23 protein-coding genes, 2 pseudogenes and 1 riboswitch are annotated in these 22759 nt (G+C 37.0%); of the genes and pseudogenes, 18 read left to right on the forward strand and 7 right to left on the reverse strand.

The window, feature by feature from the left end:
• Nucleotides 1-90: 90 nt before the first annotated feature.
• The 3 genes from ABH966_RS18860 to ABH966_RS18870 form a co-directional block, all read right to left on the reverse strand.
• On the reverse strand, nucleotides 91-519 hold the full coding sequence (locus ABH966_RS18860; RefSeq protein ID WP_370081055.1) for a hypothetical protein: 429 nt from the start codon (nucleotides 517-519) through the stop codon (nucleotides 91-93).
• Between the two features lie 119 nt (nucleotides 520-638).
• Nucleotides 639-1340 (reverse strand): hypothetical protein, encoded by a 702-nt coding sequence (locus ABH966_RS18865; RefSeq protein ID WP_370081057.1) that lies wholly within the window; start codon nucleotides 1338-1340, stop codon nucleotides 639-641.
• A 111-nt stretch (nucleotides 1341-1451) separates the two neighbouring features.
• The gene (locus tag ABH966_RS18870; RefSeq protein WP_370081059.1) at nucleotides 1452-1913 is read right to left on the reverse strand and encodes a GNAT family N-acetyltransferase; all 462 of its coding nucleotides are present in this window, start codon (nucleotides 1911-1913) and stop codon (nucleotides 1452-1454) included.
• A 495-nt stretch (nucleotides 1914-2408) separates the two neighbouring features.
• Here ABH966_RS18870 and ABH966_RS18875 point away from each other — a divergent pair, with 495 nt between their 5' ends.
• The 3 genes from ABH966_RS18875 (at nucleotide 2409) to lepB (ending at nucleotide 4881) form a co-directional block, all read left to right on the forward strand.
• Entirely contained in the window at nucleotides 2409-3344 is a 936-nt protein-coding gene (locus ABH966_RS18875) for an LCP family glycopolymer transferase (protein WP_370081061.1), read from the forward strand.
• Nucleotides 3345-3806: 462 nt separating this feature from the next.
• Nucleotides 3807-3935: a hypothetical protein gene (locus tag ABH966_RS18880; protein ID WP_370081063.1), complete on the forward strand. Its 129-nt coding sequence runs from the start codon at nucleotides 3807-3809 to the stop codon at nucleotides 3933-3935.
• Nucleotides 3936-4323: 388 nt separating this feature from the next.
• Nucleotides 4324-4881, forward strand: coding sequence for a signal peptidase I (lepB, locus tag ABH966_RS18885; protein WP_370081065.1), 558 nt, complete (start codon nucleotides 4324-4326; stop codon nucleotides 4879-4881).
• 60 nt (nucleotides 4882-4941) lie between these two features.
• On the opposite strand, the gene ABH966_RS18890 is transcribed toward lepB, so the two are convergent.
• A complete protein-coding gene (locus ABH966_RS18890; protein WP_370081067.1) occupies nucleotides 4942-5148 on the reverse strand; it encodes a hypothetical protein in 207 nt (68 codons plus the stop codon).
• 192 nt (nucleotides 5149-5340) lie between these two features.
• Nucleotides 5341-5440: riboswitch (purine riboswitch) on the forward strand.
• Nucleotides 5441-5502: 62 nt separating this feature from the next.
• Between ABH966_RS18890 and ABH966_RS18895 the strand changes: the two genes are divergently transcribed.
• From ABH966_RS18895 to ABH966_RS18905, 3 genes are all read left to right on the forward strand, one after another.
• Complete coding sequence (locus tag ABH966_RS18895; protein ID WP_370081069.1) at nucleotides 5503-6693, forward strand: MFS transporter; 1191 nt, start codon at nucleotides 5503-5505, stop codon at nucleotides 6691-6693.
• 255 nt (nucleotides 6694-6948) lie between these two features.
• A complete protein-coding gene (locus ABH966_RS18900) occupies nucleotides 6949-7233 on the forward strand; it encodes a hypothetical protein (RefSeq protein ID WP_370081071.1) in 285 nt (94 codons plus the stop codon).
• 475 nt (nucleotides 7234-7708) lie between these two features.
• The gene (locus tag ABH966_RS18905; protein ID WP_370081073.1) at nucleotides 7709-10315 is read left to right on the forward strand and encodes a cation-translocating P-type ATPase; all 2607 of its coding nucleotides are present in this window, start codon (nucleotides 7709-7711) and stop codon (nucleotides 10313-10315) included.
• 118 nt (nucleotides 10316-10433) lie between these two features.
• On the opposite strand, the gene ABH966_RS18910 is transcribed toward ABH966_RS18905, so the two are convergent.
• From ABH966_RS18910 to ABH966_RS18920, 3 genes are all read right to left on the reverse strand, one after another.
• On the reverse strand, nucleotides 10434-10919 hold the full coding sequence (locus ABH966_RS18910; protein WP_370081075.1) for a DUF3231 family protein: 486 nt from the start codon (nucleotides 10917-10919) through the stop codon (nucleotides 10434-10436).
• A 394-nt stretch (nucleotides 10920-11313) separates the two neighbouring features.
• Entirely contained in the window at nucleotides 11314-11601 is a 288-nt protein-coding gene (locus ABH966_RS18915; protein ID WP_370081077.1) for a hypothetical protein, read from the reverse strand.
• Between the two features lie 150 nt (nucleotides 11602-11751).
• Complete coding sequence (locus ABH966_RS18920) at nucleotides 11752-12462, reverse strand: cupin domain-containing protein (RefSeq protein WP_370081207.1); 711 nt, start codon at nucleotides 12460-12462, stop codon at nucleotides 11752-11754.
• A gap of 328 nt (nucleotides 12463-12790) precedes the next feature.
• On the opposite strand from ABH966_RS18920, the gene ABH966_RS18925 reads away from it, so the two are divergent.
• The 12 genes and pseudogenes from ABH966_RS18925 (at nucleotide 12791) to tlp (ending at nucleotide 22399) form a co-directional block, all read left to right on the forward strand.
• A complete protein-coding gene (locus tag ABH966_RS18925; protein WP_370081079.1) occupies nucleotides 12791-13012 on the forward strand; it encodes a transcriptional regulator in 222 nt (73 codons plus the stop codon).
• Nucleotides 13009-13212 (forward strand): annotated as a pseudogene (locus ABH966_RS18930) (Y-family DNA polymerase); the annotation flags it as partial. The gene ABH966_RS18925 and the pseudogene ABH966_RS18930, both read left to right, overlap by 4 nt.
• 462 nt (nucleotides 13213-13674) lie before the next feature.
• Nucleotides 13675-14505 carry an AraC family transcriptional regulator gene (locus ABH966_RS18935; RefSeq protein ID WP_370081081.1) on the forward strand — a complete coding sequence of 277 codons (831 nt, stop codon included), beginning with the start codon at nucleotides 13675-13677 and terminating at the stop codon, nucleotides 14503-14505.
• 302 nt (nucleotides 14506-14807) lie between these two features.
• Nucleotides 14808-16169 carry an NtaA/DmoA family FMN-dependent monooxygenase gene (locus ABH966_RS18940; protein ID WP_370081083.1) on the forward strand — a complete coding sequence of 454 codons (1362 nt, stop codon included), beginning with the start codon at nucleotides 14808-14810 and terminating at the stop codon, nucleotides 16167-16169.
• Nucleotides 16162-17157 carry an ABC transporter substrate-binding protein gene (locus ABH966_RS18945; protein WP_370081084.1) on the forward strand — a complete coding sequence of 332 codons (996 nt, stop codon included), beginning with the start codon at nucleotides 16162-16164 and terminating at the stop codon, nucleotides 17155-17157. Before ABH966_RS18940 ends, ABH966_RS18945 begins: the two co-directional genes overlap by 8 nt.
• Before the next feature lie 118 nt (nucleotides 17158-17275).
• Nucleotides 17276-17473 (forward strand): annotated as a pseudogene (locus ABH966_RS18950) (iron chelate uptake ABC transporter family permease subunit); the annotation flags it as partial.
• Between the two features lie 210 nt (nucleotides 17474-17683).
• Nucleotides 17684-17833 carry an iron chelate uptake ABC transporter family permease subunit gene (locus ABH966_RS18955; protein ID WP_370081086.1) on the forward strand — a complete coding sequence of 50 codons (150 nt, stop codon included), beginning with the start codon at nucleotides 17684-17686 and terminating at the stop codon, nucleotides 17831-17833.
• Between the two features lie 261 nt (nucleotides 17834-18094).
• Entirely contained in the window at nucleotides 18095-19525 is a 1431-nt protein-coding gene (locus tag ABH966_RS18960; RefSeq protein WP_370081088.1) for a DHA2 family efflux MFS transporter permease subunit, read from the forward strand.
• Between the two features lie 509 nt (nucleotides 19526-20034).
• Nucleotides 20035-21291: a Y-family DNA polymerase gene (locus ABH966_RS18965; RefSeq protein ID WP_370081090.1), complete on the forward strand. Its 1257-nt coding sequence runs from the start codon at nucleotides 20035-20037 to the stop codon at nucleotides 21289-21291.
• Nucleotides 21292-21348: 57 nt separating this feature from the next.
• Nucleotides 21349-21687, forward strand: a complete 339-nt coding sequence (locus ABH966_RS18970) for a YolD-like family protein (RefSeq protein WP_370081092.1) — start codon at nucleotides 21349-21351, stop codon at nucleotides 21685-21687.
• The gene (locus tag ABH966_RS18975; protein ID WP_370081094.1) at nucleotides 21680-22027 is read left to right on the forward strand and encodes a YhjD family protein; all 348 of its coding nucleotides are present in this window, start codon (nucleotides 21680-21682) and stop codon (nucleotides 22025-22027) included. Before ABH966_RS18970 ends, ABH966_RS18975 begins: the two co-directional genes overlap by 8 nt.
• 135 nt (nucleotides 22028-22162) lie before the next feature.
• Nucleotides 22163-22399, forward strand: a complete 237-nt coding sequence (tlp, locus tag ABH966_RS18980; protein WP_053595505.1) for a small acid-soluble spore protein Tlp — start codon at nucleotides 22163-22165, stop codon at nucleotides 22397-22399.
• Nucleotides 22400-22759 lie beyond the last annotated feature (360 nt).

The following is a 22759-nucleotide window of genomic DNA, read 5'->3' on the forward strand; positions in this document are numbered from 1 at the left end:
TAGTGGACATAAAAAAAGTGCCTCCTTTAATTGATACATCTATCGTACCGGAGGTGCCTGGTTGTTTATATGCGTTATTTGAATACGGGCTTACCGATCAGGGCTAACAGTCTGCTGGTAGTTAATATCTATATCAGGGTAGGGCCGAAGAATATTTCCATCAAAAGTTATATAATTTAATCCTTCTATCTCATTAAACAATAACTTTTTTCTAATATTTACAGATGCATCAGGCATTTCTTTAAAAAGAGCAGTATCCAAATCTCTTTGCTGTTGCTGTTGCTTGGGCTTCTGCTTAAATCTTTGATAAAACTCCTGATGTACAGGATACTTTAGATCTCTTAATGCCTGGTAAAATTCATCTACAGTTTCATCAAAAACTTTTTCCTTATTTGCAGGATGTAAATATTCAATTTTATCTGAAGATGTAGTTTGTGAATAAACAGGATTTCCTAATAACATGGAAAGACTGAACGAAAATATAAACGTATACAAACTAATTAAGAATAGATTTTTCATTTAGGGTACGTTACTCCTTTTTAGAAGTAACGTACCCTAAATCTTCTTTAACTATCCTGCGCCGTTAGTAAAAAAGCGTTTCAATTTATTATAGAAACGCCTGTTAATTTAACAATACATTATTCATTTGGATTAAATTCAATTGATTTTGCTTGATACATTTTATCCTTAAACATATACGTAATTTGAATACCCCCTATACTCCCTCCAGCTGGGGAAATTTGACCTCCAATTTTCGCAATAAGTTGATTGTCATTTATTTCAAAATTGATAAGATTGCCAAAGTATATATCAGGAAATAAATGTTCAGGTTCAATTTTTAAAGGTTTAACATTAATTGTGAATTTTTTCTCTCCGATACTAATAATGGCTTTGTTAGGTGATAACTCAGTCTTTACGTTTTTTAACACTATAGCAATCGGGTTATCAACAAGCACTTCAACTGGTACTTCAACAAGCTCGTTTTTTATTCTTTGATTCTGGATATGGAAAACGTGAACTTCTCGTTCTAATATTCCAGTACCAGTACCCTTGGTCAAAATTATGATTAACTCATTTTTTCCATCTTTATTGATATCCTCATAGATAATTTGAGGTGACCAAGTAGGACTTGTTGTATTTATCCAATAAGGTCTTGTAAGGACACCACCTTTAAAAATAATTTTAAAATCTGTATATGCTTCATTCATCTTTTTAGCACAGAGGGTAATATCTGCTTTATCAGATTTTGTAATTTCCTCATATTCATTTATCATCGCTTTAGTTTTTGATAAAACGGCAAAAAGAGAAATGGCAATAATTAATATAAGAACTTTCTTCATTAGGAAAACACCTCATATTAGTGTTCTCTATAACTGACTGTTCATTCCAGGAAACAGAAAAAGGCTCTACCCCTTATTGAAGTAAAGCCCTCGTTGGTTGAATAAAAAATTTTAAATCTTTAGCTTTAAACCTTCGTGCGTTGCTTTAAAACCTAACCGTTCATAAAACCTTAACGCATCTGGTCTTTTTTTATCAGTTGTCAGTTGTACCAAATGACAACCACGTTCTTCTGCACGTTGAATTGCCCATTTTATTAGTTCAGTACCTACACCCATTCCTCTTACAGAAGCAGCTGTTCTCACTCCTTCAATAGTAGCTCTCCATCCACCTTGATGTGTTATATAAGGAGTAAAAGTAATTTGTTGTACCCCAATCACTTCATTGCCGTCACAAGCCACTACTAACTCATTATTGGGGTCAGATGTTATAGCCTCAAATGCTTTTATGTAACTATTAGGAAGTGGATGCTCATAACGCTCACGTTTACTTCCCAAAACATCATCTGCAAGCATTGCAATAATGCAATCTAAATCTTTTTCAGTAGCCATTCTGAACCTTATTTCTGTATTCATTCAAATCCTCCTCTTATTAGTAAACCTTTTATTAATTTCAATGCTAACTGAATCCGCAACATAAGAAAAGCCGAACTAATCAAAATTAGTTCAGCTTAAAAATAGCATATTATAATTTTGCACATTGTATACAGGATCATGAAAAATTAAGTGCATCACTTTAACTCTTGACTTTTAATACAATGTAAAGCTGTCTTGAGCCTTTTACTATTGTTATTTTATTTCTTTAGCAAATGTTTTGTAACGAAAGTGAAATGTCAGCTACAAAAGTTTCCATCTTGTATAAAAGAATCAAATAAGGTTTATTGTCATATGCTGACACTAAATAAATGAGGGGGTATGTACAATTAAAGGAATAGAATGTCGTGCATTTAGTAAATACTAGTGTACGTCTTTTTTTCGTCCAATATGCATATAATTAGACTATATTAACTTTTTTCCAACTTCAAACGTCAAATGTAGGGGTAAATTTTTTGGCAAGAGAGGACATAATGTATGGAAAAAAATATGAAACGCTCTAAGGAAAAAAAGAGCAAGAAGAAAATTTGGCTATGGATAGTAGGTAGTTTATTAACAATTTTTTTAATTTTTATAGGTACTGCTTATTATACAATCCAAAAAACGATGAATAAAATAAATACACCCTTAATTGAAACGACAGGTGATGAAAATAAAGAACAAAAAATAGTTACGAAAAAAGATCCGTTTTCTGTGTTAATGCTTGGGGTGGATGAACGTAAAAATGATAGTGGCCGTTCAGACACGATGATAGTCATTACCGTGAATCCTGAAGAACACACGATGAAGATGCTCAGCATACCTCGAGATACTCGTACAGAAATTATTGGACATAATTCCGTCGATAAAATCAACCATGCCTATGCATTTGGAGGCGTTCCAATGGCGGTGAATACGGTGGAGCATTTTTTAGATATACCAATCGATTATTATGTGTTTGTTAATATGGAAGGCTTCCTGCAAATTATAGACACGATTGGTGGGGTTACAATTGATAACGACATGGATTTAACTTATAACGCCTACCATTATCCGAAGGGTGAGATCACTTTAGACGGTGATAAGGCACTGATTTTTTCACGTATTCGTTATGAAGATCCCCGTGGTGATTTTGGTCGTCAAATTCGACAACGTCAAATTATTGAAGCGGTTCTGAAAAAAGCCTCTTCGACACCTTCTATATTATTAAAGGCTACAGATATGCTTGATGTAGTAGGAGATAATGTTCGTATGAATTTTACGATGAAGGACTTAATCCAATTACAAAGTATTTATAAAAAAATGGATGGTAATATTGATCAGTTATCATTTAAAGAAGGAAATGGCAAAAAGATTGACCATATATGGTATTTCATCCCTGAAGAGACAGAGCTAGAAAAAATAAAATCGGAATTAAAAGCCAGTTTGCAATAAATACTTTGGAGTGACCAGTTGAGTAAGATAGCTGTGAATTTATTGACAATGAAGGGAGGGAGATCAATGAATGGGAGGACCCAGGTGCTTAGGTATACAGCTCTAAACGATTGCATGCAAAGCTATGTGCCTAAGCGTAAGGTTCAAAAAAGTCGAGTCAGTTCAGCTATGCGACATTTACAACTATTGTGTTTAAAAATTTTTATGTAAAAAATAAAAAAATCATTCAGGTAGGGTGCATGCCTAGTTGAATGGTTTTTTTAATTTTTTCAGTAGGTGTCCAAACACGCTGAAATAGAGGAACTCAGTTTAAGAACGACATCGTGTATGCCCTCATGTAGCCTGAACACAAAGCCGATTCCGGACGTGTATGCCGCGGCATAATTGATTTCGGACCACGTGTTTGAAAAGTCAGAAAATTGATGTATAATTTTATTAGAAATGGTTGAGGGAGTGATTGTGTTGATTATAGGCACACTTTTATTAGTAGTTACCTTACGTGCAGGTATTGGTTTAGCGGTCGACTTAATTAATAGCAGCATCACTCTACTACGCAAAGTAACCATTCATACTCGAAAAACAAAAGAATAGGATGCATCTAGGCAAAGTTATAAAGTAACTTTGTCTATTTTTGTGGCTCATAACCAAAAATTAGGGATGGCATTTGTTAAAATGTATGAGCGAATTTTGGACTGACCCGATTAGTTTCTTTTGGACCTATGCAGATCTTGGGTTGACCTGATCAGTTTTCTATTTAACCTAAGCGTTTCCTTTTTACATGGACTACAGCGTCATAGATGAGGAGCTCAAGAGAAGTAGATCTTCCGATGCCCCTGGGAAAGCCTCCAGTTCGAACAGAAATCAACCTCACGTTATGCCGATGAGTCATTTTGGTGAACTTGGAACAATTTATGTGATTAATTCGTCATTATACTGTAGAAAATGTTATACTATAAAAAAACAGTATCGGGGAATGAGCATGCAAGAAGAGAAATCAAGTTTCAAAAAAGAATTAATATCTTATCTTAAAATTATTGTGATTACAGCTATAGTTGTTTTGGGCTGTAAGCAATTCTTATTTGCACCGATTAAAGTGCAAGGTGCTTCTATGTACCCAACTTATCATGATAAAGATATTATTATTGTAAGTAAAATGAGCAAAATTGAACGCTTTGATCAAATTGTTTTTCAATCACCAACAGAAGATGAACTTTATATTAAACGAGTGATTGGCCTGCCAGGTGATACAGTTGAAATGAAAGACGATATTTTGTATGTAAATGGCAAAGCTTATAAAGAAGATTATGTGAATCGTCAAACAGATGATCCTAATCAATTACGTATTACAGAGAATTTCACGTTAGAGCAATTATTAAATGAAAAAAAGGTTCCTGAGGGTATGTATTTTGTACTGGGGGACAACCGTTTGAAAAGTTCTGATAGCCGCCATTATGGCTTAATTTCTAAAGATGCCATCTATGGTGAAGCTAAATTAACAATATATCCGTTTAGTCGTTTCCATATCGGTCCAAAATAAAATAAATTGGAATTTCAGTGAAAAAAGAGGCAGCCTTGAGTTGCATCTTTTTTCACTTTTTTAGTTGGCTGATAATTCTTTACAAACTTTATAAGCGGGGTAATAGACACAAACTGTTGAATTTTCAACTGTTTCTCTTATGGGGATTTGCTGTTTGCTGAGACTAGGAGAAATGATTGCTTGTTTATCGAGTGAGAGCTCTTCTATTACTGGTTCTACACCATAAAACAACAATAAAAAATAGCATACTAAACCTAATATACGCAAACAATCACCTCGCAATGTTCTGTTATATTAGTATGTATGGTCAAACTTAAAAAAATATAAGTAAAATCTAAAATTTCTCTCTTTTGAAATGATTTTTTATTCGGTAAGCGTTTGCATTTCAATGATTGAAAGGTTATAGTGAACCGATTTTATGAAATAAATGTTGTCATGCAAAATTCAATATGCTACTATAGCTAACGTAAATATTTGATCTGTATAACCTCAATGATATGGATTGAGGGTCTCTACCAGGAACCATAAAATCCTGACTACAAAAATTTTGCTTTATTTTTGTAGTCAGGATTTTTTTTATTCTCCCTACAAAAATGAAAGTGTAACAGAAGGGTGATTACTATGAATTGGAGAGTATATATTCTTGCCGTTACTACCTTTGCGGTAGGATTGGTGGAATTAATTGTAGGTGGTATATTACCAACAATTGCAGAGGATTTAAATGTGTCCTTAGCAACTGCAGGACAATTAATTACAATCTTTGCTCTTGTCTATGCAATATCTGCGCCTGTCCTTTTATCATTAACCGCAAAAGTGGAAAGGAAGCGCCTTTATCTTATTTCTTTATTTATTTTTACTTTAGGGAATCTGATGACTTATTTTAGTACGACATTCTCGATCGTCATGATTGCTAGAATTTTCACAGCAATGAGTACTGCATTGGTCATCGTTTTATCCTTAACGATTACAACAAAAATTGTTGAACCAAGACATCGTGCAAAAGCTTTAGGGCTTGTGTTCATGGGTGTCAGTTCTGCACTTGTCATCGGTGTGCCAATGGGGATATTTGTGGCAGAAGCATTTGGATGGCGAGCTGTGTTCTTAGGAATAGCGCTTCTTTCAACTGTATCTATGATTCTTATTGCGTTACTACTGGAAAAAATGCCAGTTGTAGAAGTTGTCCCATTAAAGGCTCAAATGAAATCATTAGCCAATTTAAAAATCTTAAGTGCACAATTGATAACACTATTTATGCTGGCTGGTCACTATATGCTTTACGCATATTTAACACCATTTTTAGTAGAAGCATTTGATATGAGTGCCTCTTGGATTAGTATCTGTTATCTAATCTTCGGAATAGCGTCTGTCAGTGGGAATGCTCTAGGTGGTTGGCTAGGTGACAAAATTGGTACTGGTAAAGCCATTCTATTGATTGTATCTACCTTCGCCGTTGTATTATTGAGTATTCCTTACACGATTGTTGCGTTGCCACTCTTTTTAGTCGTAACAATTTTATGGGGTGCACTTAGCTGGGCTCTTACACCTCCATTACAAAATTATTTAATACAAACTGATCCAAAAACATCTGATATTCAACAAAGCTTAAATACGGCTGCATTACAAATCGGTATATCTATAGGTTCAGCTGTTGGTGGAGCTATGTTTACTGTTACAGGATCTGCTATGCATTTATCTAGCTTCGGTGTCATTTTAGTTTTATGTGCGCTAGGCTGTGCTATTTTCTCTCTAAAAAGAGCGCCAGTTTCAAATGAGGCTGAGCTAGAGCTGAAATCGGCTCACAACAACTCATAGTCTAGAGTGGCTCATCGGATGCCCCCAGGAAGCTCTGCTCTGCGCGAAAGCGAAGCGTCAGCGGCAAATGTTTTATCTGCGCGAAAGCGAAGCGTCAGCGGCAAAGCGCCCAGCCGGAACGGAAATCAGCCACTCCTTATGGTGATGAACTTTTATAATGGAGTTTTTTGGTTGAATAACCAGGAGATGCTGCTGAAAAAGAAGGACAATTATATAGGGAGATAGAATGTAAGTTTAGAGGAGGTTGGTAAATACATGCAGATAGATTTAACAGAATTCAAAGGATCAAATGTGAAAGTTGTCGCAACGATTGACCAGACGCTTTACCGAAATGTGGGTGCTATTATTTTATATGAAGAGGATTCACACACTTTATCTGTACGAAAACTAAAACGAAAAATCGCTGATCAATATATACCAACAGATGAACTCGAAAACTTTATGTTTGATTCTCAAGCGGATGCTATAAAATTTACTCATAAGCTTACTAGAATGAGTGCACTCGATTATTTGTTAGTCGCAAATAAAACAATAAAATAATGGCAAGACTGGCCTATTGGGAGTCTATGCATATGACGAAGGGCATTTGGAGTAGCCATACTCCAAATGTCTTTTTTTGTGCTCACATTGGCCTTAATGGTCATCACGAATTTCTACAGTGCAGATGAAGAAGCCCCACTGATTCAAGCTTCACTTTATATTATATTTTCATCTATAAACAATTATTTAATTTCTATATCGATTATTATCATACTGGAATAGGGCAAGGAATAGATTGTTGTAGTTAAAGTATTTTAGGGGCTCGAGTAGATAGAGAGTCTGATGATTCAATACTATTTTTAGGATATATAAGTTTCTCTCTGCCTAAGATAGATAATTCAAAGGGGTCTACTGTTGGGAATCTAACTTATTAACTAATAACAGTATTTTCTCCTGAATTCAGTCAGTGAGAAGGAATTCGGGACAGGGTGGCTGCTGTGAGTTACTTAATAATTTCAAATGGAGGGGGAATCGAATGTCAGACTATCATCAACAATCATCAGCTGAAGTTATGAAAAATTTGAACGTGACAGATCAAGGATTGAGTGATTATGACGTTCAAAAGAGGCAAGAAGTATACGGCTATAATGTATTAAAGGAAGGAAAAAAAACAAGTGCATTCGCCGTTTTCTTTGGTCAGTTTAAAGATTTATTGGTCATTATTTTAATCATCGCTGCTTTCGTTTCATTTCTATTAGGGGAAGTTGGAAGCACGATTGTGATTATGGTTGTCGTTATATTGAACGCTATCCTAGGTACTGTACAGCATATCAAGGCAGAACAGTCTTTGGATAATTTAAAAGCCTTAACCTCTCCGATTGCCAAAGTAATGCGAAATAATCAGCTCATAGAGATTTCTTCAGAAGATATTGTCGTTGGAGATCTTCTGTATTTGGAGTCTGGCGATTATATAAATGCAGATGGTAGATTATTAGAAAGCCATAATTTGCATATCAATGAAAGCTCGCTGACAGGTGAATCAATCGCTGTAGCGAAAAGTATCGATCCTATTAAGGAAGGCAATGTAACGGTTGCTGATAAAAGGAATATGGTGTACTCTGGAAGCTTTGTGACAACAGGTCGTGGTATTGTCATGGTTACAGCTATCGGGATGCAAACGGAAATCGGCAAAATTGCAAATTTACTCGATACTGCGAAAGAGAAGAAAACACCTTTACAAGTAAGTTTGGATCAGTTCGGAGAAAAATTAGCTTTAGGGATTACGTTAGTCTGTTTAGCCATTTTCGTGATTGACCTTGTTAGAGGGCGTGCGCTAGTAGAATCGTTTATGTTTGCTGTTTCACTTGCCGTCGCAGCAATTCCAGAAGCATTAAGTTCCATTGTTACCATTGTGCTAGCTTTTGGAACACAAAAAATGGCAAAGGAAAATGCCATTATTCGAAAGCTTTATGCTGTTGAAAGTCTTGGCAGTGTATCTGTCATTTGTTCAGATAAAACAGGAACATTAACTGAAAATAAAATGGTTGTACAAGAGTTATATGTGGATGAAAAAGTGATTCCACATGATCGGCTATACACTGGAAATGCAGTTGAGAAAGATCTTATGTTAAAGGCAATATTATGTAATGATGCTGTAGAAAGGGACGATAAGGAAATCGGTGATCCCACTGAGATTGCACTCGTAAAACTAGGGAAGCAATATGGTTTTGACGAATTACAGATAAGAGATCATTATCCAAGAGTGGCCGAAATCCCTTTTGATTCAGATAGAAAGCTCATGAGTACTGTAAATAATATCAATCAGCAATCTATCATGATTACAAAAGGAGCATTAGATGTCCTTCTCCCTAAAATTATAAAAATAAAAACTTCAAAAGGTATAGTTAATATTACAAAACAACAACGCCAAAAAATCGAAGCGGTAAATCGTGATTTTTCTATGAATGGGTTAAGGGTGCTAGCAGTTGCCTACAAAGAGGTAAAGGGAAATCAAGCAATTGATGCAAGAGCTGAAAAAGATTTAATCTTTGTTGGTTTAGTTGCGATGATGGATCCGCCAAGAGAAGAATCTAAAGGTGCGGTTGAAAAATGTATAAAAGCTGGGATCAAACCGGTGATGATTACAGGGGATCATAAAATTACGGCAACGGCTATTGCCAATCAAATCGGGATTTTAAATGATCCTTCTGAAGCGATTGAAGGGCATGAAATAGAAGGCCTAACAGATCAGCAGCTTCAAGAAAAGGTTAATGATTTTTCTGTTTATGCCCGAGTAACACCAGCTCAAAAAATTCGTATCGTTAAAGCGTGGCAGGAAAAAGGACATGTCGTCGCCATGACAGGAGATGGTGTTAATGATGGACCTGCCCTAAAACAGGCCGACATTGGCGTGGCAATGGGCGTTACTGGCACAGAGGTCGCTAAGGATGCCTCCTCTATGATACTAACAGATGATAATTTTTCAACGATTGTTAAGGCTATTGCAAACGGTAGGAGTATCTATACGAATATTAAAAACGCTATTTTGTTCTTATTATCTGGGAATGCAGGTGCCATTTTTGTTGTTTTATATGCAACAATTTTAGGTCTACCAGTTCCTTTTGCGGCTGTGCATCTATTATTTATTAACTTACTAACGGATAGTTTACCGGCGATTGCAATCGGTCTAGAGCCGAATAATAAAAAAACAATGAAGGACAAGCCCCGAAATATTCATACACCATTATTAAATAAAGCATTTACTACTCAAGTAGTACTCGAGGGATTACTAATTGCAATTTCGACAACTATTGCCTTTGAAATCGGATTGTCAACGGGAGATACTTTAACGGCGAGCACTATGGCATTTACAACATTATGCTTGTCACGATTAGTGCATGGCTTCAACTCTAGAGCTAAAGAATCGATCTTCGCCATTGGATTATTTTCGAATAAATACACTTGGCTTGCATTCTTAATCGGTTTTTTAAGTTTACACGCAGTACTGTTTATTCCAATGCTTACAAGTGTGTTTGAGGTTGCCACATTAAGTACCGCGCAATTAGGCTTTATTTATAGCTTGTCTGTGCTACCGTTCCTTGTGAATCAGTGGTACAAGTTGTTGTTCGTAAGAAGTCGATAAGAAGGAAAAAACATAGAAGCTCTCGCTTTCAAACGAGAGCTTTTTAACATTACAGATTTCGCCTTTGGTAGCAAGAATCCCACTGACGTTAGTCAGCTTGCCCCTTTAGAGGGGAGTGTCAAAGTGTAGTAGGAGCTAGTAGCCAGCCTTTGTCGTTACTGAGTCGCACTAGCTTTGCGCCAAGTATGGCATACCTCATATGAAGTTCTCCATATTTTGCAGTATGCTTCTTCTTAACAGATATTTCTAAAGCTTGACTAACTGAAATAAGTGAAGAAGCTATATTCATCGATAAAATGGTGCTAATTTCTGTATCATTAATAGCTTTTTTTCCTCGGATATTGCCCATTTTCAACTGTCTGTAGTCGATTGATGTAGTAGGGGCAAGCACCCCATTTTCCTTTAATAACACCGTTAGATGTTTATTTTCCTCTTTTAAACATTGCACAAAATCCACGATAATAGCTTTCAATTTTTTATCAATGGCGTGCTTAAAAAATGCATGATTTGAAGCTATATAGCCATGATTAACGCCGATCTGTGTCCATATCTTAAAAATTTCCTTATAGCGTAATGATGTTAGATTTCCATTCACCAATTCCATTGTTACACATCCTAACTCTCGTTCATTAATTATGAGATTAGGATGTGCTAATAAATGAAATTCTAATCATTTTTTACAATAAAAGGGTTGATGACGGTGAGTCGCTTCGTTTGCGCTCCAGGGTCTCATCTGTGACGCTGTAGTCCATGTGAAAACGATTAGCCAAGGACACGCTTAGGCCCAAGAGAAAACTGCTCGGGTCGATTCAAGATCTGCTTAGGTCTAAGAGAAAACTGATCAGGTCAGCCCGAAATCCGCTCAGGTCCTAGCGAAAACTGATCAGGTGAGGCCAAAATCTGCTCGGGTCCATGAGAAAACTGATCAGGTGTGGCCACCAATATCCGCTTTTTAACAAACATCATCCCAAACTTTGGGTGGTGAACTAGTGAAAGGTTTATTCCTTTAATTTCTTGCTTTTAAAGCTATTAATAGTTGTTTTTAATGCAGCAAAATTCCCAATAGCTGCATAACCATAAAAAAAGCCCATAAATATTCCTGCAATAAGATTATGTCTATGGCTAATAAAAATAGAAATAACCAAGCCAATAACAAGGGCGATCGCGGGAACATATTTAGGCTTAACATGCATAAACACCTTAATTAGCTGTGTAATAAGTAACACAGCTGGAACGGCTATTACAGCATCCCAAAAATTTGTATGGATCACTGGAAATAATTCCATTTTCTACACCTCTTTTAGTAATAACGAAGCTATGACTTAAAATATAGATTTTCCTTTTTATTTATTTTTATGCGATGAAAGGTGTAGAGCTTATGATGTCGAGTCATACACTCGTATGAACGATTACGATTTCCGTTTTTTTACTATTGCTTAATAATATGTGCCATAAGGATTTGGGCCATAAGGATTCATATATGGATTCATATTTGGATATTGATATGGCGGATATGGGTTCATAAATCGTGAAGGTCTATACTTATTTTTATGTTTATGATGAGGATCGTTTTGCTCCGTTTGATCTTTTTGCTTTTCAGAAGTTGATTTTACACGGTTGCAGTCTTTAGGTGGACCAATATATGTTGACGGTACAATAGGCGCGGTTGTTTTCTTCCACTGATTTTCATCTAAACAATACGTGTGAGCCATAACATTGGAAGGTGTAAATTTCAATATATCTGAACCTAAAATAACTTCAGGTATTGGAGCATTAAAAATAGCTAGTAAATGCGTGTCATTCTCAGTAGCTATTTCATAATGCCACCATCCTTGCGGTACATTGGCGACTTGGCCAGGCTCGATAGGATAGTTTTTAAGCTCTTTTGTAAAGGGATTAAATATAGAAACAATTGCAGCACCAGAAATACAATAAACAAGTTCTGCTGCATTTTGATGATAGTGAGGCTCTATCACCTTATTCTTACTTAGAAAAATATCAAGCAAAGATATATTTTCTAACGTATTTAATTGTTCTACACCTAGAATATTTATAAAATTCCGATCATCTTTTTTAAAAAGAGTGCTGTCATTTACATCAAAAGTGAACTGGGTTGATGGTGAAGTATAGTCAATATTTGAACTAATAATTACATCCTTTCTAATAAATTTTCAATACATGTCTTAAGCACAGAATATGTACAAAGCTATTGTAGGCTTACACGAACGCCCACTATCCTCATTCAGCAATGTTTTCTGTGCGAAAGCGAAGCGACAACAGCAACAACAACAATTACGCCAAGGCGAAATGGATTTATTTATCCTCTAAATACTCCTTAAAAATTAGCTGAAATTCCCTCTTTTAATTAGGAACGTACGTGCGTATAATAATAAAACAAACGTTTGTTCTGTTTTTGAAAACGGCTCTGTCGTGCTCACTGCATATAAACAGGGCTAGTGAAAAGGAGCACCGAGGATGAAAGAACAGTTAATAAAAGCAATGCAGCGTCAACAAGTAGTTAGCATGATCTATGTAGCCAAGTCTGGTGTTATTACGAAAAGGCGTGTGAAAATCATAAAGATTGTTGGTGATTCCTTTACAGCATTTTGCTTTACGAGGCAGGCAAAGCGTACGTTTATTATTAACAATGTTCTAGCAATAATGCCTGCTACACACCGGAAGCGTGAGGTAATATGAATTACGACAATCTGCCGAACAAGGACAATTTTTATTGACATGAAATGCTTTTACGCAAGCTGTATGGCAATGCTAGAAGGCTTAGATGTCTTGAAAGATCCCATTGCAGTTATAGGCAACTTTGAGCAACCGGTAGTATCGTACTGGCAGCCTCACCAATGATGAAGGAAAAATTTAAAATCAAAACGGGAAATAGACGTTTATGTTCGTGTTTTAGGAGATATAGTAAACCAAACCTTAAGGACTGACGATTTTGATTAAATCGAGATACAATGTATGAAGAAAATAAACATTGGAAATTGTATGTGGAAGTTAACAAGGCTCTTACAATATCGGCTAAACCATCATTCAGTAAACCTGGATTAGATAATAATGCATATAGCATTTGTGATTTGTGTATTTGCATTTGTTGCAGACCTTGCTAGACTATTAGTTAATAATGAGAATCATTATTAACTAATAGTCTTCTAGTGGTAATATCTGATTAGAGTACTTCATGGGACAAAACTATTTTTACTATATAGAAAGGGGTGGCAATATTGACTGTGTGGATCCCCAACAAATAACGGTTAGGCTGATATCTCGAGAAATAGATTTGTTGTTTGGCATTAATGAAAGTAACCCAGATGTACAATGTTTGGATAGGGAGCAGGTGCATTATCATGATAGATTTGGATAAATTAGCCGAGATATTTGCTAGAGGTTTCTATGATATAGAAGGTGTTCACCGTTTAGTCATCCAGCCGAAAAGTATACTAAGTGAATTTAGGGCTGTCCGGCATGGATTTCTTTTTGTAATTCGTGGAGAGGCTAGAATGAGTGTGAATGGAACTGTCTATGAATTACATCCAGGCTCAGTAATTCATGTGGCTCCAGGCATGCAACTGGACGCGCAAGTTTTAAATCAATCAGAGTACGAGTACTATTTACTGTTTTATAGATTTGACAAGTTAGACAAAGTATATAGCGGTCATGAATGCGACTCTCATTTCAAACTGGAAGCGGGAGCAAATCCGAGAGTGCTAGAATTACTTATCATGCTTCATCAGAATGCCAATACACTTAGAGGTATTGGGAAGCTTCGTGTCAAGGAGTTATTTTTAAGTGTCATGCATCAAGTTTTGGTGGGGTGTAAGCATCGAGAGAGTGGCAGTTCTCCAAGTGAAAGGGTGATAGAGGAGGCTATTGCATACATACACCGGCATTATATGAATCCGTTGACACTCGACGAATTGGCGGAGCTGCATGCAATGAGTCCCAAACGCTTCTCCTATTTCTTTCACAAACATACTGGATTTCGTCCAATCGACTATCTTATCAATTATCGTATGGAAAGAGCGAGTGACTTACTTAAAGTAAGCAATTTTCCCATTCACGATATTGCTATTAGTGTTGGTTATACCAATCCGCTATATTTCAGTAGAGTGTTTAAAAAGAAATTTGGTGTGTCTCCCTCTGTATACATACATAATTTAGATAATCATATAAATTGAGTTACTGATTTATATATTACGCCTGCAACTGGTGATGAACCGGGAGTGCAGGCTTTTTCCCTTTTGTCTCATTCTTTCCTTCCAGCTCTATCTTGCATGTCGGCTAAATCATCATTCAGTAAACCTAGATTAGATAATAATGCATATAGTATTTGTGATTTGTGTATTTCCATTTGTTGCAGATCTTGCTACACTGTAATCGATAATGAGAATCATTATTAATTAATAGCCTTTTAGAGGTAACATCTGATCAGAGTATTTCGTGGGTGCAAAACTATTTTTAATAGGAAGGATTGATAATATTGACTGTAAATGGACAATTATGTATTGGGTTAGTCTTATCTGCTTGGTTGAAAGGAGGCGACTGGCGGCGCCCAGACAGCGGTGTGGAAAAAATGGGTTCAATTGACCCTTACATTGATTTGGCAAAGATGGCGGAGAGGTCAAAGCTCGATTTTCTTTTCAGGGCGGATTATCTTTTTGTTAGTCCACAGATGCTTGGCGATTCCGCTAATTTCGGTAGTCCTGACCCTACTATGATATTTGCAGCGATTGCTCGTGAAACAGTGCGGATCGGGTTAGTTACGACTATTTCTACGACTTTTAATCCACCGTATGTTGTTGCTAGACAGCTTCAGTCTTTGCATTGGCTAAGCAATGGACGTGCTGGCTGGAATATTGTCACTTCTATTGAAGGTGCCGAAAATTTCGGTGAGTCACCTATGCCTTCATCACAAGAAAGATATGCGAAAGCAATTGAATTTACTGAGGTCGTACGCAAACTCTGGGAAAGTTTTCCGACTGAAGCCATCGTGATTGATCGTGATTCAGGCATGTTTTCTGATAAGGATAAGGTTTCCCCAATTAATCATTCAGGTGAGTTTTTTAGTGTTAAGGGACCACTTACTTTGCCTGCCCATAAATCAGGACCGATTCCTTTATTTCAAGCAGGTGCGTCGGATACAGGACGAAATTTTGCTTCTTCAATAGCAGATGCTATTTTCGCAGCGATGCCAGACCTTGAATCGGGAGTGGAATTGCGAAATGATCTGAGAAGAAGAGCTATCGAGCATGGGCGCGATCCGGACGCCATAAAAGTTTTGCCAGGTTTATATTTTTTCTTGGCCGAAACTCGCGAGGAAGCCCATGAATTACATAAGGCCGCACACGCACATTTGACTATTGAGCGCAGACATGCATCGCTTAAATCAGTACTGGGTCTTGATTTGAGTAGCTTTGCTTTGGATCGTCAAGTAACTTCGGATATGCTACCTGATCCGAATCAGCCAGTTCGCAGCCGAACACATGCTGAGCTGTTGCGCCGGTATATTACAAATCATCAGCCTACAGTGGAAGAGGTATTAACAAGGCCAGAGGTTGTCGGGTCTGCTCACTGGGTTTCAGTTGGAACGGTTGAAGACGTATTGAACGATATAATTGAGCGATTTGAGGCTGGAGCTATTGACGGATTTATAGCTATTCCGGGTGGTTCAGAAAAATCTTTGAAACTGTTTTTTGAAAAGCTGATGCCGCAATTGGTTGAAAGAGGTTTGTTCAGAAGTGAATATACGGGCGTCACCTTGCGTGAGCATTTAGGGATTAATATTACTGATCATGATAATAGGGATACTGTTTTGAAAGGGGTTCAGGTGAAGAATGAATAAAAAGTTTATACTAGTTGGTTTGATAGCATCATTCATGATTGTTTTGGCTGCATGTGGAGGAGGAGACAAACAGAGCAAATCAAACTCAACCTCCGGCAGCATCGGAGATTCAGCGCAATCTCAAGTGGACAATACAGGAACAAGCGAAACAAGAACGATTGAGTATCTCGGTGAAAAGTATACCGTTCCACAAAAAGCAGAAAAAATTGTGATTACTGGGGCTATGGAAGCGATGGAAGATGCGGTAATGCTTGACGTTCATCCAATAGGGGCAATATCGGTGGGCGGAAAGTTTCCAGAAATGTTTGCTTCGGTAACGGGCAAGGCGGAATCAATTGGTGAAAAAAGACAACCTAACTTTGAGAAGATATTGCAATTAGAGCCAGACGTTATTTTAGGTTCAACCAAGTTCCCAAAAGGGGTAGTGGAGAAATTGGAAAAAATTGCTCCCACTATTTTGGTGTCGCACGTTTCTACAAACTGGGAAGACAATTTGAAATTAATGGCTGAATTAACTGGAAAGCAAGGTGAGGCAGAAAAAATTCTATCCCAATATAAAACAGATACACAAGCAGTAAAAGCATCATTAAAAGAAAAGCTTCAAGGTAAAAAAGTGGCCGCTGTTCGTATACGCGGAGGGCAAACTTACATTTTTGCGAAAAATGTAGACTTTAACCCCTTTTTATACAATGACATTGGTTTAGAAATGCCAGATCAGATAGGCATGGCTAAATTGCAAGATGCAATCTCTGCCGAGCAATTGGCAGAAATGAACCCAGACTATTTGTTTGTGCAATTCTCTACGAATGATAACAAAGATGCGGAAAATGCATTCGAAGACTTGAAGAAGAATCCAATTATCCGAAATATTAATGCCTTTAAACACGATCACGTATATGTCAATGTGGTTGATCCGCTCATGGAAGGAGGTCCTGTTTATAGTCGAATCAAGTTTTTAGAAAGTGTGCAAAAGCATCTGAACAAGTAATGGAATGGATCAAGAAGGAATGAAATCGTTATTAAGCCATAAGTTTGTTTTAATTGTCATATTATGCATTCTGTTCAGTGTGACAATAATCGTATCTCTTTTCTATGGTTCGAAATCAATGAGTTATGAAATGATGTGACAGGAGCTTTTTCATTTTGATTCAGAGAATATGGATCATTTAATCATTCAAACATCGCGCCTTCCGCGTGTGATAGGGGCGCTATTGGTTGGTGCCTTCATGGCGGTTTCAGGAGTTTTAATGAAGGGGATGACAAGAAATTATCTTGCATCCCCTTCGACTATGGGCGTGGCCGATGTTTAGTAGGGAGCGCCTTTAGTTCAGGTTTTAGGGCCATTACTCTTTATATTTCATTAGAGATGGACCCACAAGATTTTGAAATGGCGACTGTCTGGTTATCAGGCAGCCTTTATAGTACGACTAGGATTCATATATTAGCGTATTCCATGGATAATAATTTTAACGCCAATCATTTGATGGAAATCGCACAGACTTAACCTATTAAATTTGGATGAGGTATTAGCCATAGGAATAGGCTTAAAGAAAGACCGGGAAAGAATGTTTTTTCTTTTATGCTGCGTCGGGTTAGTTAGCGCATGTTTATTTTTAGCAGGAAGTGTTGGATTTATTGGCTTAATTGCCCCTCATAGTGGCTAGAAGACTAGTCGGTATTCATTATAAATATGTAATATCGGAAAGATGATCTTTGCTCCAGCTGAACTGCCTGTAGGCATTTGTGATCTACATTATCGATGTTCCTTATTTCGTGTATCTGCTGTTTAAAAAAGAAAGTAGAGTAAGAGAGAAGGAAGCAACTCGTTGTACAAAAAAAGAAGTGCAGAAGAAATTGCCATTAAAATTAATCTGCTAAGACTAACGACAAGCTTATAACAAAATAAAATTTTAGGTGGATTATTTATGTCATTAACAGTAGAAACACAACAAACAAAAGTGATTAAAACTACTCCAATATTAATTTCTTTCTTAATTGCTGGTTTCATTGGATTGTTCAGTGAAACGGCTTTAAACATGGCTCTCGGGGATTTAATACAAGTATTTTCTATTAGTTCTTCCACGGTTCAATGGCTGACAACAGGTTATTTATTGACCTTAGGGATATTAGTTCCTGTCTCGGGTCTCTTACTTCAATGGTTTAGTACACGTCAAATATTTATTGTGTCATTGATTTTTTCAATTATTGGGACACTAGTCGCAGCTCTTGCACCAAGCTTCGAAGTATTAATGTTTTCTCGAGTGATTCAAGCTATAGGTACGGGATTATTGCTACCTCTGATGTTTAATTCGATCTTATTGATTTTTCCCGTCAATAAGAGAGGTGCAACAATGGGACTAATAGGGTTAGTCATTATGTTTGCACCCGCAGTTGGACCCTCAATCTCAGGATTAATTCTTGAAAAACTGACTTGGCATTGGATTTTCTGGGTTTGTTTGCCTTTTCTGATTCTTGCGTTGGTATCGGGTATAGTGTATATGCAGAATGTATCAACCATAACTAAACCCAAAATTGATATATTATCTATTCTTCTATCTTCGATTGGTTTTGGAGGAATTGTCTATGGCTTTAGCAGCGCGGGTGAGAATGGCTGGGGAAGTACGATTGTGATCACGATGATTATTATAGGTCTTGCTGCACTTACCTTGTTTTCTTTGCGACAATTAAAAATGGATAAACCTATGCTTGATTTACGTGTATTAAAATATCCAATGTTTACTCTAGGTTTATTGGCCGTATTTATTTGCTTCACGGTAATAATGTCCACGATGATTTTGTTGCCATTATATTTGCAAACAGGACTAGCATTGACTGCATTTACCGCGGGGCTTGTTTTGTTGCCAGGTGGTGTGCTGAATGGATTAATGTCCCCAATCACAGGTCGTATCTTTGACAAATTCGGACCAAGAGGACTTGTTATACCTGGATTTGCAATCATGTTTATCATGTTATGGATCATGTCAAACGTTACCATTGAAACGCCGGTTAGTATGGTGATTGTGATGCACTCCATTCTATTTTTAGGTGTATCGATGGTTTTGATGCCTGCTCAGACAAATGGACTAAACCAATTACCTAAAAATCTTTACCCAGATGGTACTGCTTTAATGAATACATTACAGCAAATGTCGGGAGCAATTGGCACTGCAGTTGCGATTACGATTATGTCCGCTTCTCAGAAAAGATATATGAACAATATGACTGATCTATCTGACCCTTCTTCAATTAGAGCTTCATTAACAGCGGGAGTACAGGACTCCTTTATATTCACTCTAATTATAGCTATGGTTGGTTTAATTATTTCCTTCTTCATTAAATCTTCTCGCGTTAAATAGTAGCTGACATCATAATGCAAGGATAAAAATAGAAAAACATCTGCAAATTCTGTATTGTTGTAAGTCCTAACCAAACAAAATCTTTGGTGAATCTGTTATAAGGCTAATCAATTATGCAGTTAATTCAACATGTAAGTCCTAAAAATTTACAATACCATTTGTATTAGAAAGAATTAGAGCTGTAGGAATCCATTGAGAAACTTCCACGATATTGGGGAATTACAGGACTTTAAATCAGCTTCAGATCAATTAAAAAGACTGATCTAAAAATTACCACTTCTAAAACAGAACGTTTGTGCGTATAATATATACAAACAAACGTTCTGTTTTGCGTGGGGAGATTAAAAACAATGAAAGATCAGTTAATAAAAGGGATGCAACACAATCAGTTAGTAAATAGGATGTACAGTACAAAGTCTGGAGTCATCACGTGTGTCAAAATAATTAAGATAGTCAATAGCGTACTTTTAATTATTGTTCCATGTCTATAAAGAGCGAGGGATCATTTAATGGATGAAAATCTGCCTGAACGTTCCATTATATGTATTGATATGAAAAGCTTTTACGCTAGTTGCATGGCAATGCTTGAAGGTTTAGATGTCATGACAACCCCAATCGCCATCATAGCTAATTTCACTCAACCTGGTAGCGTTGTCTTAGCTGCATCGCCACCTATGAAGGAGCGATTTAAGATAAAAACAGGAAATCGTCGTTTTGAAATACCAAAGCATCCAGACATAAAACTTTTTGAACCGAAGATGAGTTTCTTCATTGAAATGTCTATGGCTATCACTCGCCTTATTTCAAAGTATGTGCCATCAGAGTGCATACATGTTTATAGTGTCGATGAAAGTTGGGTGGACCTAACTGGAACAGAAAGGCTTTGGGGACCTCCTGAGGATACAGCAAAGGAAATTCAAAAAGCGATATATGATCAATTTCGTATTCCAAGTGCTATTGGGATGGGGCCGAACATGTTGATGGCAAAACTTGCTTTAGACCTTGAAGCTAAAAAGTCAGGTTTTGCAAAGTGGACTTACGAAGATGTGCCAACGAAACTTTGGCCTGTGCGTCCTTTATCTGAGATGTGGGGTATCGGAAAACAGATGGAAGCCAAGTTAAATGCAATGGGGATAGTAACAGTCGGTGGATTAGCAAAAGCTGATTTAAATGAATTAGAAAAAAAATTCGGCATCATGGGTAATCAACTGTACCACCATGCGCATGGCATTGATCTTTCCACGCTTGGAGAGCCTCTAGTTAAAAACTCAGCTCTAAGCTTTGGGAAAGGCCAGATGTTAATGCGTGACTACCATACAAGAAAAGAAATATCCGTGGCGTTACTAGAAATGTGTGAGGACGTGATGAGGCGAACGCGCGAAGCAGGTTATGTCGGTCGGACAATTACATTAGGTTTGTCTTATAGTCGTAGTGCTATGACAAAAGGTTTCCAACGCTCTAGAACGATTGCAGTGCCAACAAGTGAAACGCTAGTGATGTATAAAACTTGTCTAGAATTACTGGATGAGCACTTTGCAGGCGAGCCAGCGCGTCAATTGTCAGTTAGAATAACGAACCTAGAACCAGCGTGCAGTATCCAATTGGATTTATTTGATGAGCGCAAGGAGCAACGACAAGTAATTGGCCACGTTATGGATGCTATTCGAAGAAAATATGGCGCTGTAGCCTTATTAAGGGCGGCTTCTTATACAAAGGCTGGCACAGCTATTACACGTAATCGCTTAGTAGGCGGGCACTTAGCGTAAGGGGGGAATGAGATAAGACGAGATAGAAGAACGATTAAGAATTCGAGGAGTGTTTAGATGATACGTGACCGTGGATCAATGAAGTGGACGGCGATGATGCTTCCTGAGCATCTTGGCCTCATTAAAGTATGGAAGCAAGAGCAATTTTACGATAAAAAGCGAGAATTAACCGAGTGGGAGTTAGAGGAAATAGAACAGACTATACAACGCGCTTTTAAAATGCAAAAACTGATTACGTTAACGCTGTGGAGCAACAATAATTTGCATGACGAGACAGGGCTAGTTACAGGAACTGATACAATTAAAAAGGAATTGTTACTTGAGACGGATGTAGCCATCAAACGTATTGCATTTGATACAATCCAAGACGCAAAGATGGTGGACGTTGATGATTAATGGTGAGGATCGTAGTGTTTTGTATGAGTTTATAAAATTAGATATGGCCATCAGGTCATTACAACAAGACTATTCATCGCTCGAAAAGTTAAAAATGTCCAAAATCTACATCCATATTGTAGAAGATTTATTAAAAGATATAAGACATGATTTCTACAATAAAAGGCGAGTTCTAGCTAAGAAAAATATTGCCGTTGTAAAGTGGGTCAAAATTGATGAATATTTCAGCGATGTAATCATCAAAACAGCAGGCGAAGATGAAGTGCTACGTTATGCCAATCAAGCTCTAAAAGCACAGGTAGAGGAGCTCATTCATAGCCGTTTGAATAAATGTGTGTAGAATATCAAATTTGCATGTAAGGAATCTTATGTATTTGAGTGATCAGCACCGTACATTCTTCTTAGTAAAAATTAGTACACATAGGAACAACTAAATTAGCCAACCTAAATTTATGTCAAATTTCAGGAGGTTACCATGGCTAATTCAAGACACTCAAAACCAGATGATAGATCCAATAACGTTGAACGAATCCGTGATATCGTTAAAAACACTGAAGAAAAACTTCATGAAGCGGAAATTAGTTTGGAGTTTGCAGACCCTATGCAAAGTGAAATGATTAAAGAAAAAAATAAGCGACGTCAAAAGTCAATTGAAGGATTAAAAGAAGAAATGAAAGATGAAATGGCGGCTCGTAAAAAAGGAGAAGTGTAGGATTGAAGACTTATGAAGAGGAACTAACTTCTCTCCATTCTTTTTAATGATAAAAAAGTGCTTGCCTATAAAAGCAGATGGCTTAGAAGTTCTGTAATGGACCTCTACATAGCCATCTGCTTTTATTATGAGGTTGTAAATGACTTATTACAGCCCATTTTACTACCTCTTTTTTGGGAGGTATAGCTGCAAATGACGGTGGGGGACAGCAATGTTCCCAATCAGTTTAAACTTACCTGTTCGAACCTAACTGAAATGGGAGAGCATTCGAGAGAAATTGAGCACCAAAGAGTTTCATTTCAAATAAAAAGGTATTGATGTTAATGTGGAAATATGAAACAAATAGGTAATTTTATTGAA

This window comes from Lysinibacillus sp. RC46, assembly GCF_041262385.1.
GTDB lineage: Bacteria > Bacillota > Bacilli > Bacillales_A > Planococcaceae > Lysinibacillus.

What these genes read in the sequence shown, in the direction of transcription:
- ABH966_RS18905 (WP_370081073.1), top strand. Translation starts at nt 7,709, where the DNA reads ATGTCAGACTATCATCAACAATCATCAGCTGAAGTTATGAAAAATTTG.
- ABH966_RS18915 (WP_370081077.1), bottom strand. Translation starts at nt 11,601, where the DNA reads ATGGAATTATTTCCAGTGATCCATACAAATTTTTGGGATGCTGTAATA.
- ABH966_RS18870 (WP_370081059.1), bottom strand. Translation starts at nt 1,913, where the DNA reads ATGAATACAGAAATAAGGTTCAGAATGGCTACTGAAAAAGATTTAGAT.
- ABH966_RS18935 (WP_370081081.1), top strand. Translation starts at nt 13,675, where the DNA reads ATGATAGATTTGGATAAATTAGCCGAGATATTTGCTAGAGGTTTCTAT.
- lepB (WP_370081065.1), top strand. Translation starts at nt 4,324, where the DNA reads ATGCAAGAAGAGAAATCAAGTTTCAAAAAAGAATTAATATCTTATCTT.
- ABH966_RS18960 (WP_370081088.1), top strand. Translation starts at nt 18,095, where the DNA reads ATGTCATTAACAGTAGAAACACAACAAACAAAAGTGATTAAAACTACT.
- ABH966_RS18875 (WP_370081061.1), top strand. Translation starts at nt 2,409, where the DNA reads ATGGAAAAAAATATGAAACGCTCTAAGGAAAAAAAGAGCAAGAAGAAA.
- ABH966_RS18975 (WP_370081094.1), top strand. Translation starts at nt 21,680, where the DNA reads ATGATTAATGGTGAGGATCGTAGTGTTTTGTATGAGTTTATAAAATTA.
- ABH966_RS18865 (WP_370081057.1), bottom strand. Translation starts at nt 1,340, where the DNA reads ATGAAGAAAGTTCTTATATTAATTATTGCCATTTCTCTTTTTGCCGTT.
- ABH966_RS18945 (WP_370081084.1), top strand. Translation starts at nt 16,162, where the DNA reads ATGAATAAAAAGTTTATACTAGTTGGTTTGATAGCATCATTCATGATT.
- ABH966_RS18925 (WP_370081079.1), top strand. Translation starts at nt 12,791, where the DNA reads ATGAAAGAACAGTTAATAAAAGCAATGCAGCGTCAACAAGTAGTTAGC.
- ABH966_RS18965 (WP_370081090.1), top strand. Translation starts at nt 20,035, where the DNA reads ATGGATGAAAATCTGCCTGAACGTTCCATTATATGTATTGATATGAAA.
- ABH966_RS18900 (WP_370081071.1), top strand. Translation starts at nt 6,949, where the DNA reads ATGCAGATAGATTTAACAGAATTCAAAGGATCAAATGTGAAAGTTGTC.
- ABH966_RS18860 (WP_370081055.1), bottom strand. Translation starts at nt 519, where the DNA reads ATGAAAAATCTATTCTTAATTAGTTTGTATACGTTTATATTTTCGTTC.
- ABH966_RS18910 (WP_370081075.1), bottom strand. Translation starts at nt 10,919, where the DNA reads ATGGAATTGGTGAATGGAAATCTAACATCATTACGCTATAAGGAAATT.
- ABH966_RS18895 (WP_370081069.1), top strand. Translation starts at nt 5,503, where the DNA reads ATGAATTGGAGAGTATATATTCTTGCCGTTACTACCTTTGCGGTAGGA.
- ABH966_RS18970 (WP_370081092.1), top strand. Translation starts at nt 21,349, where the DNA reads ATGATACGTGACCGTGGATCAATGAAGTGGACGGCGATGATGCTTCCT.
- tlp (WP_053595505.1), top strand. Translation starts at nt 22,163, where the DNA reads ATGGCTAATTCAAGACACTCAAAACCAGATGATAGATCCAATAACGTT.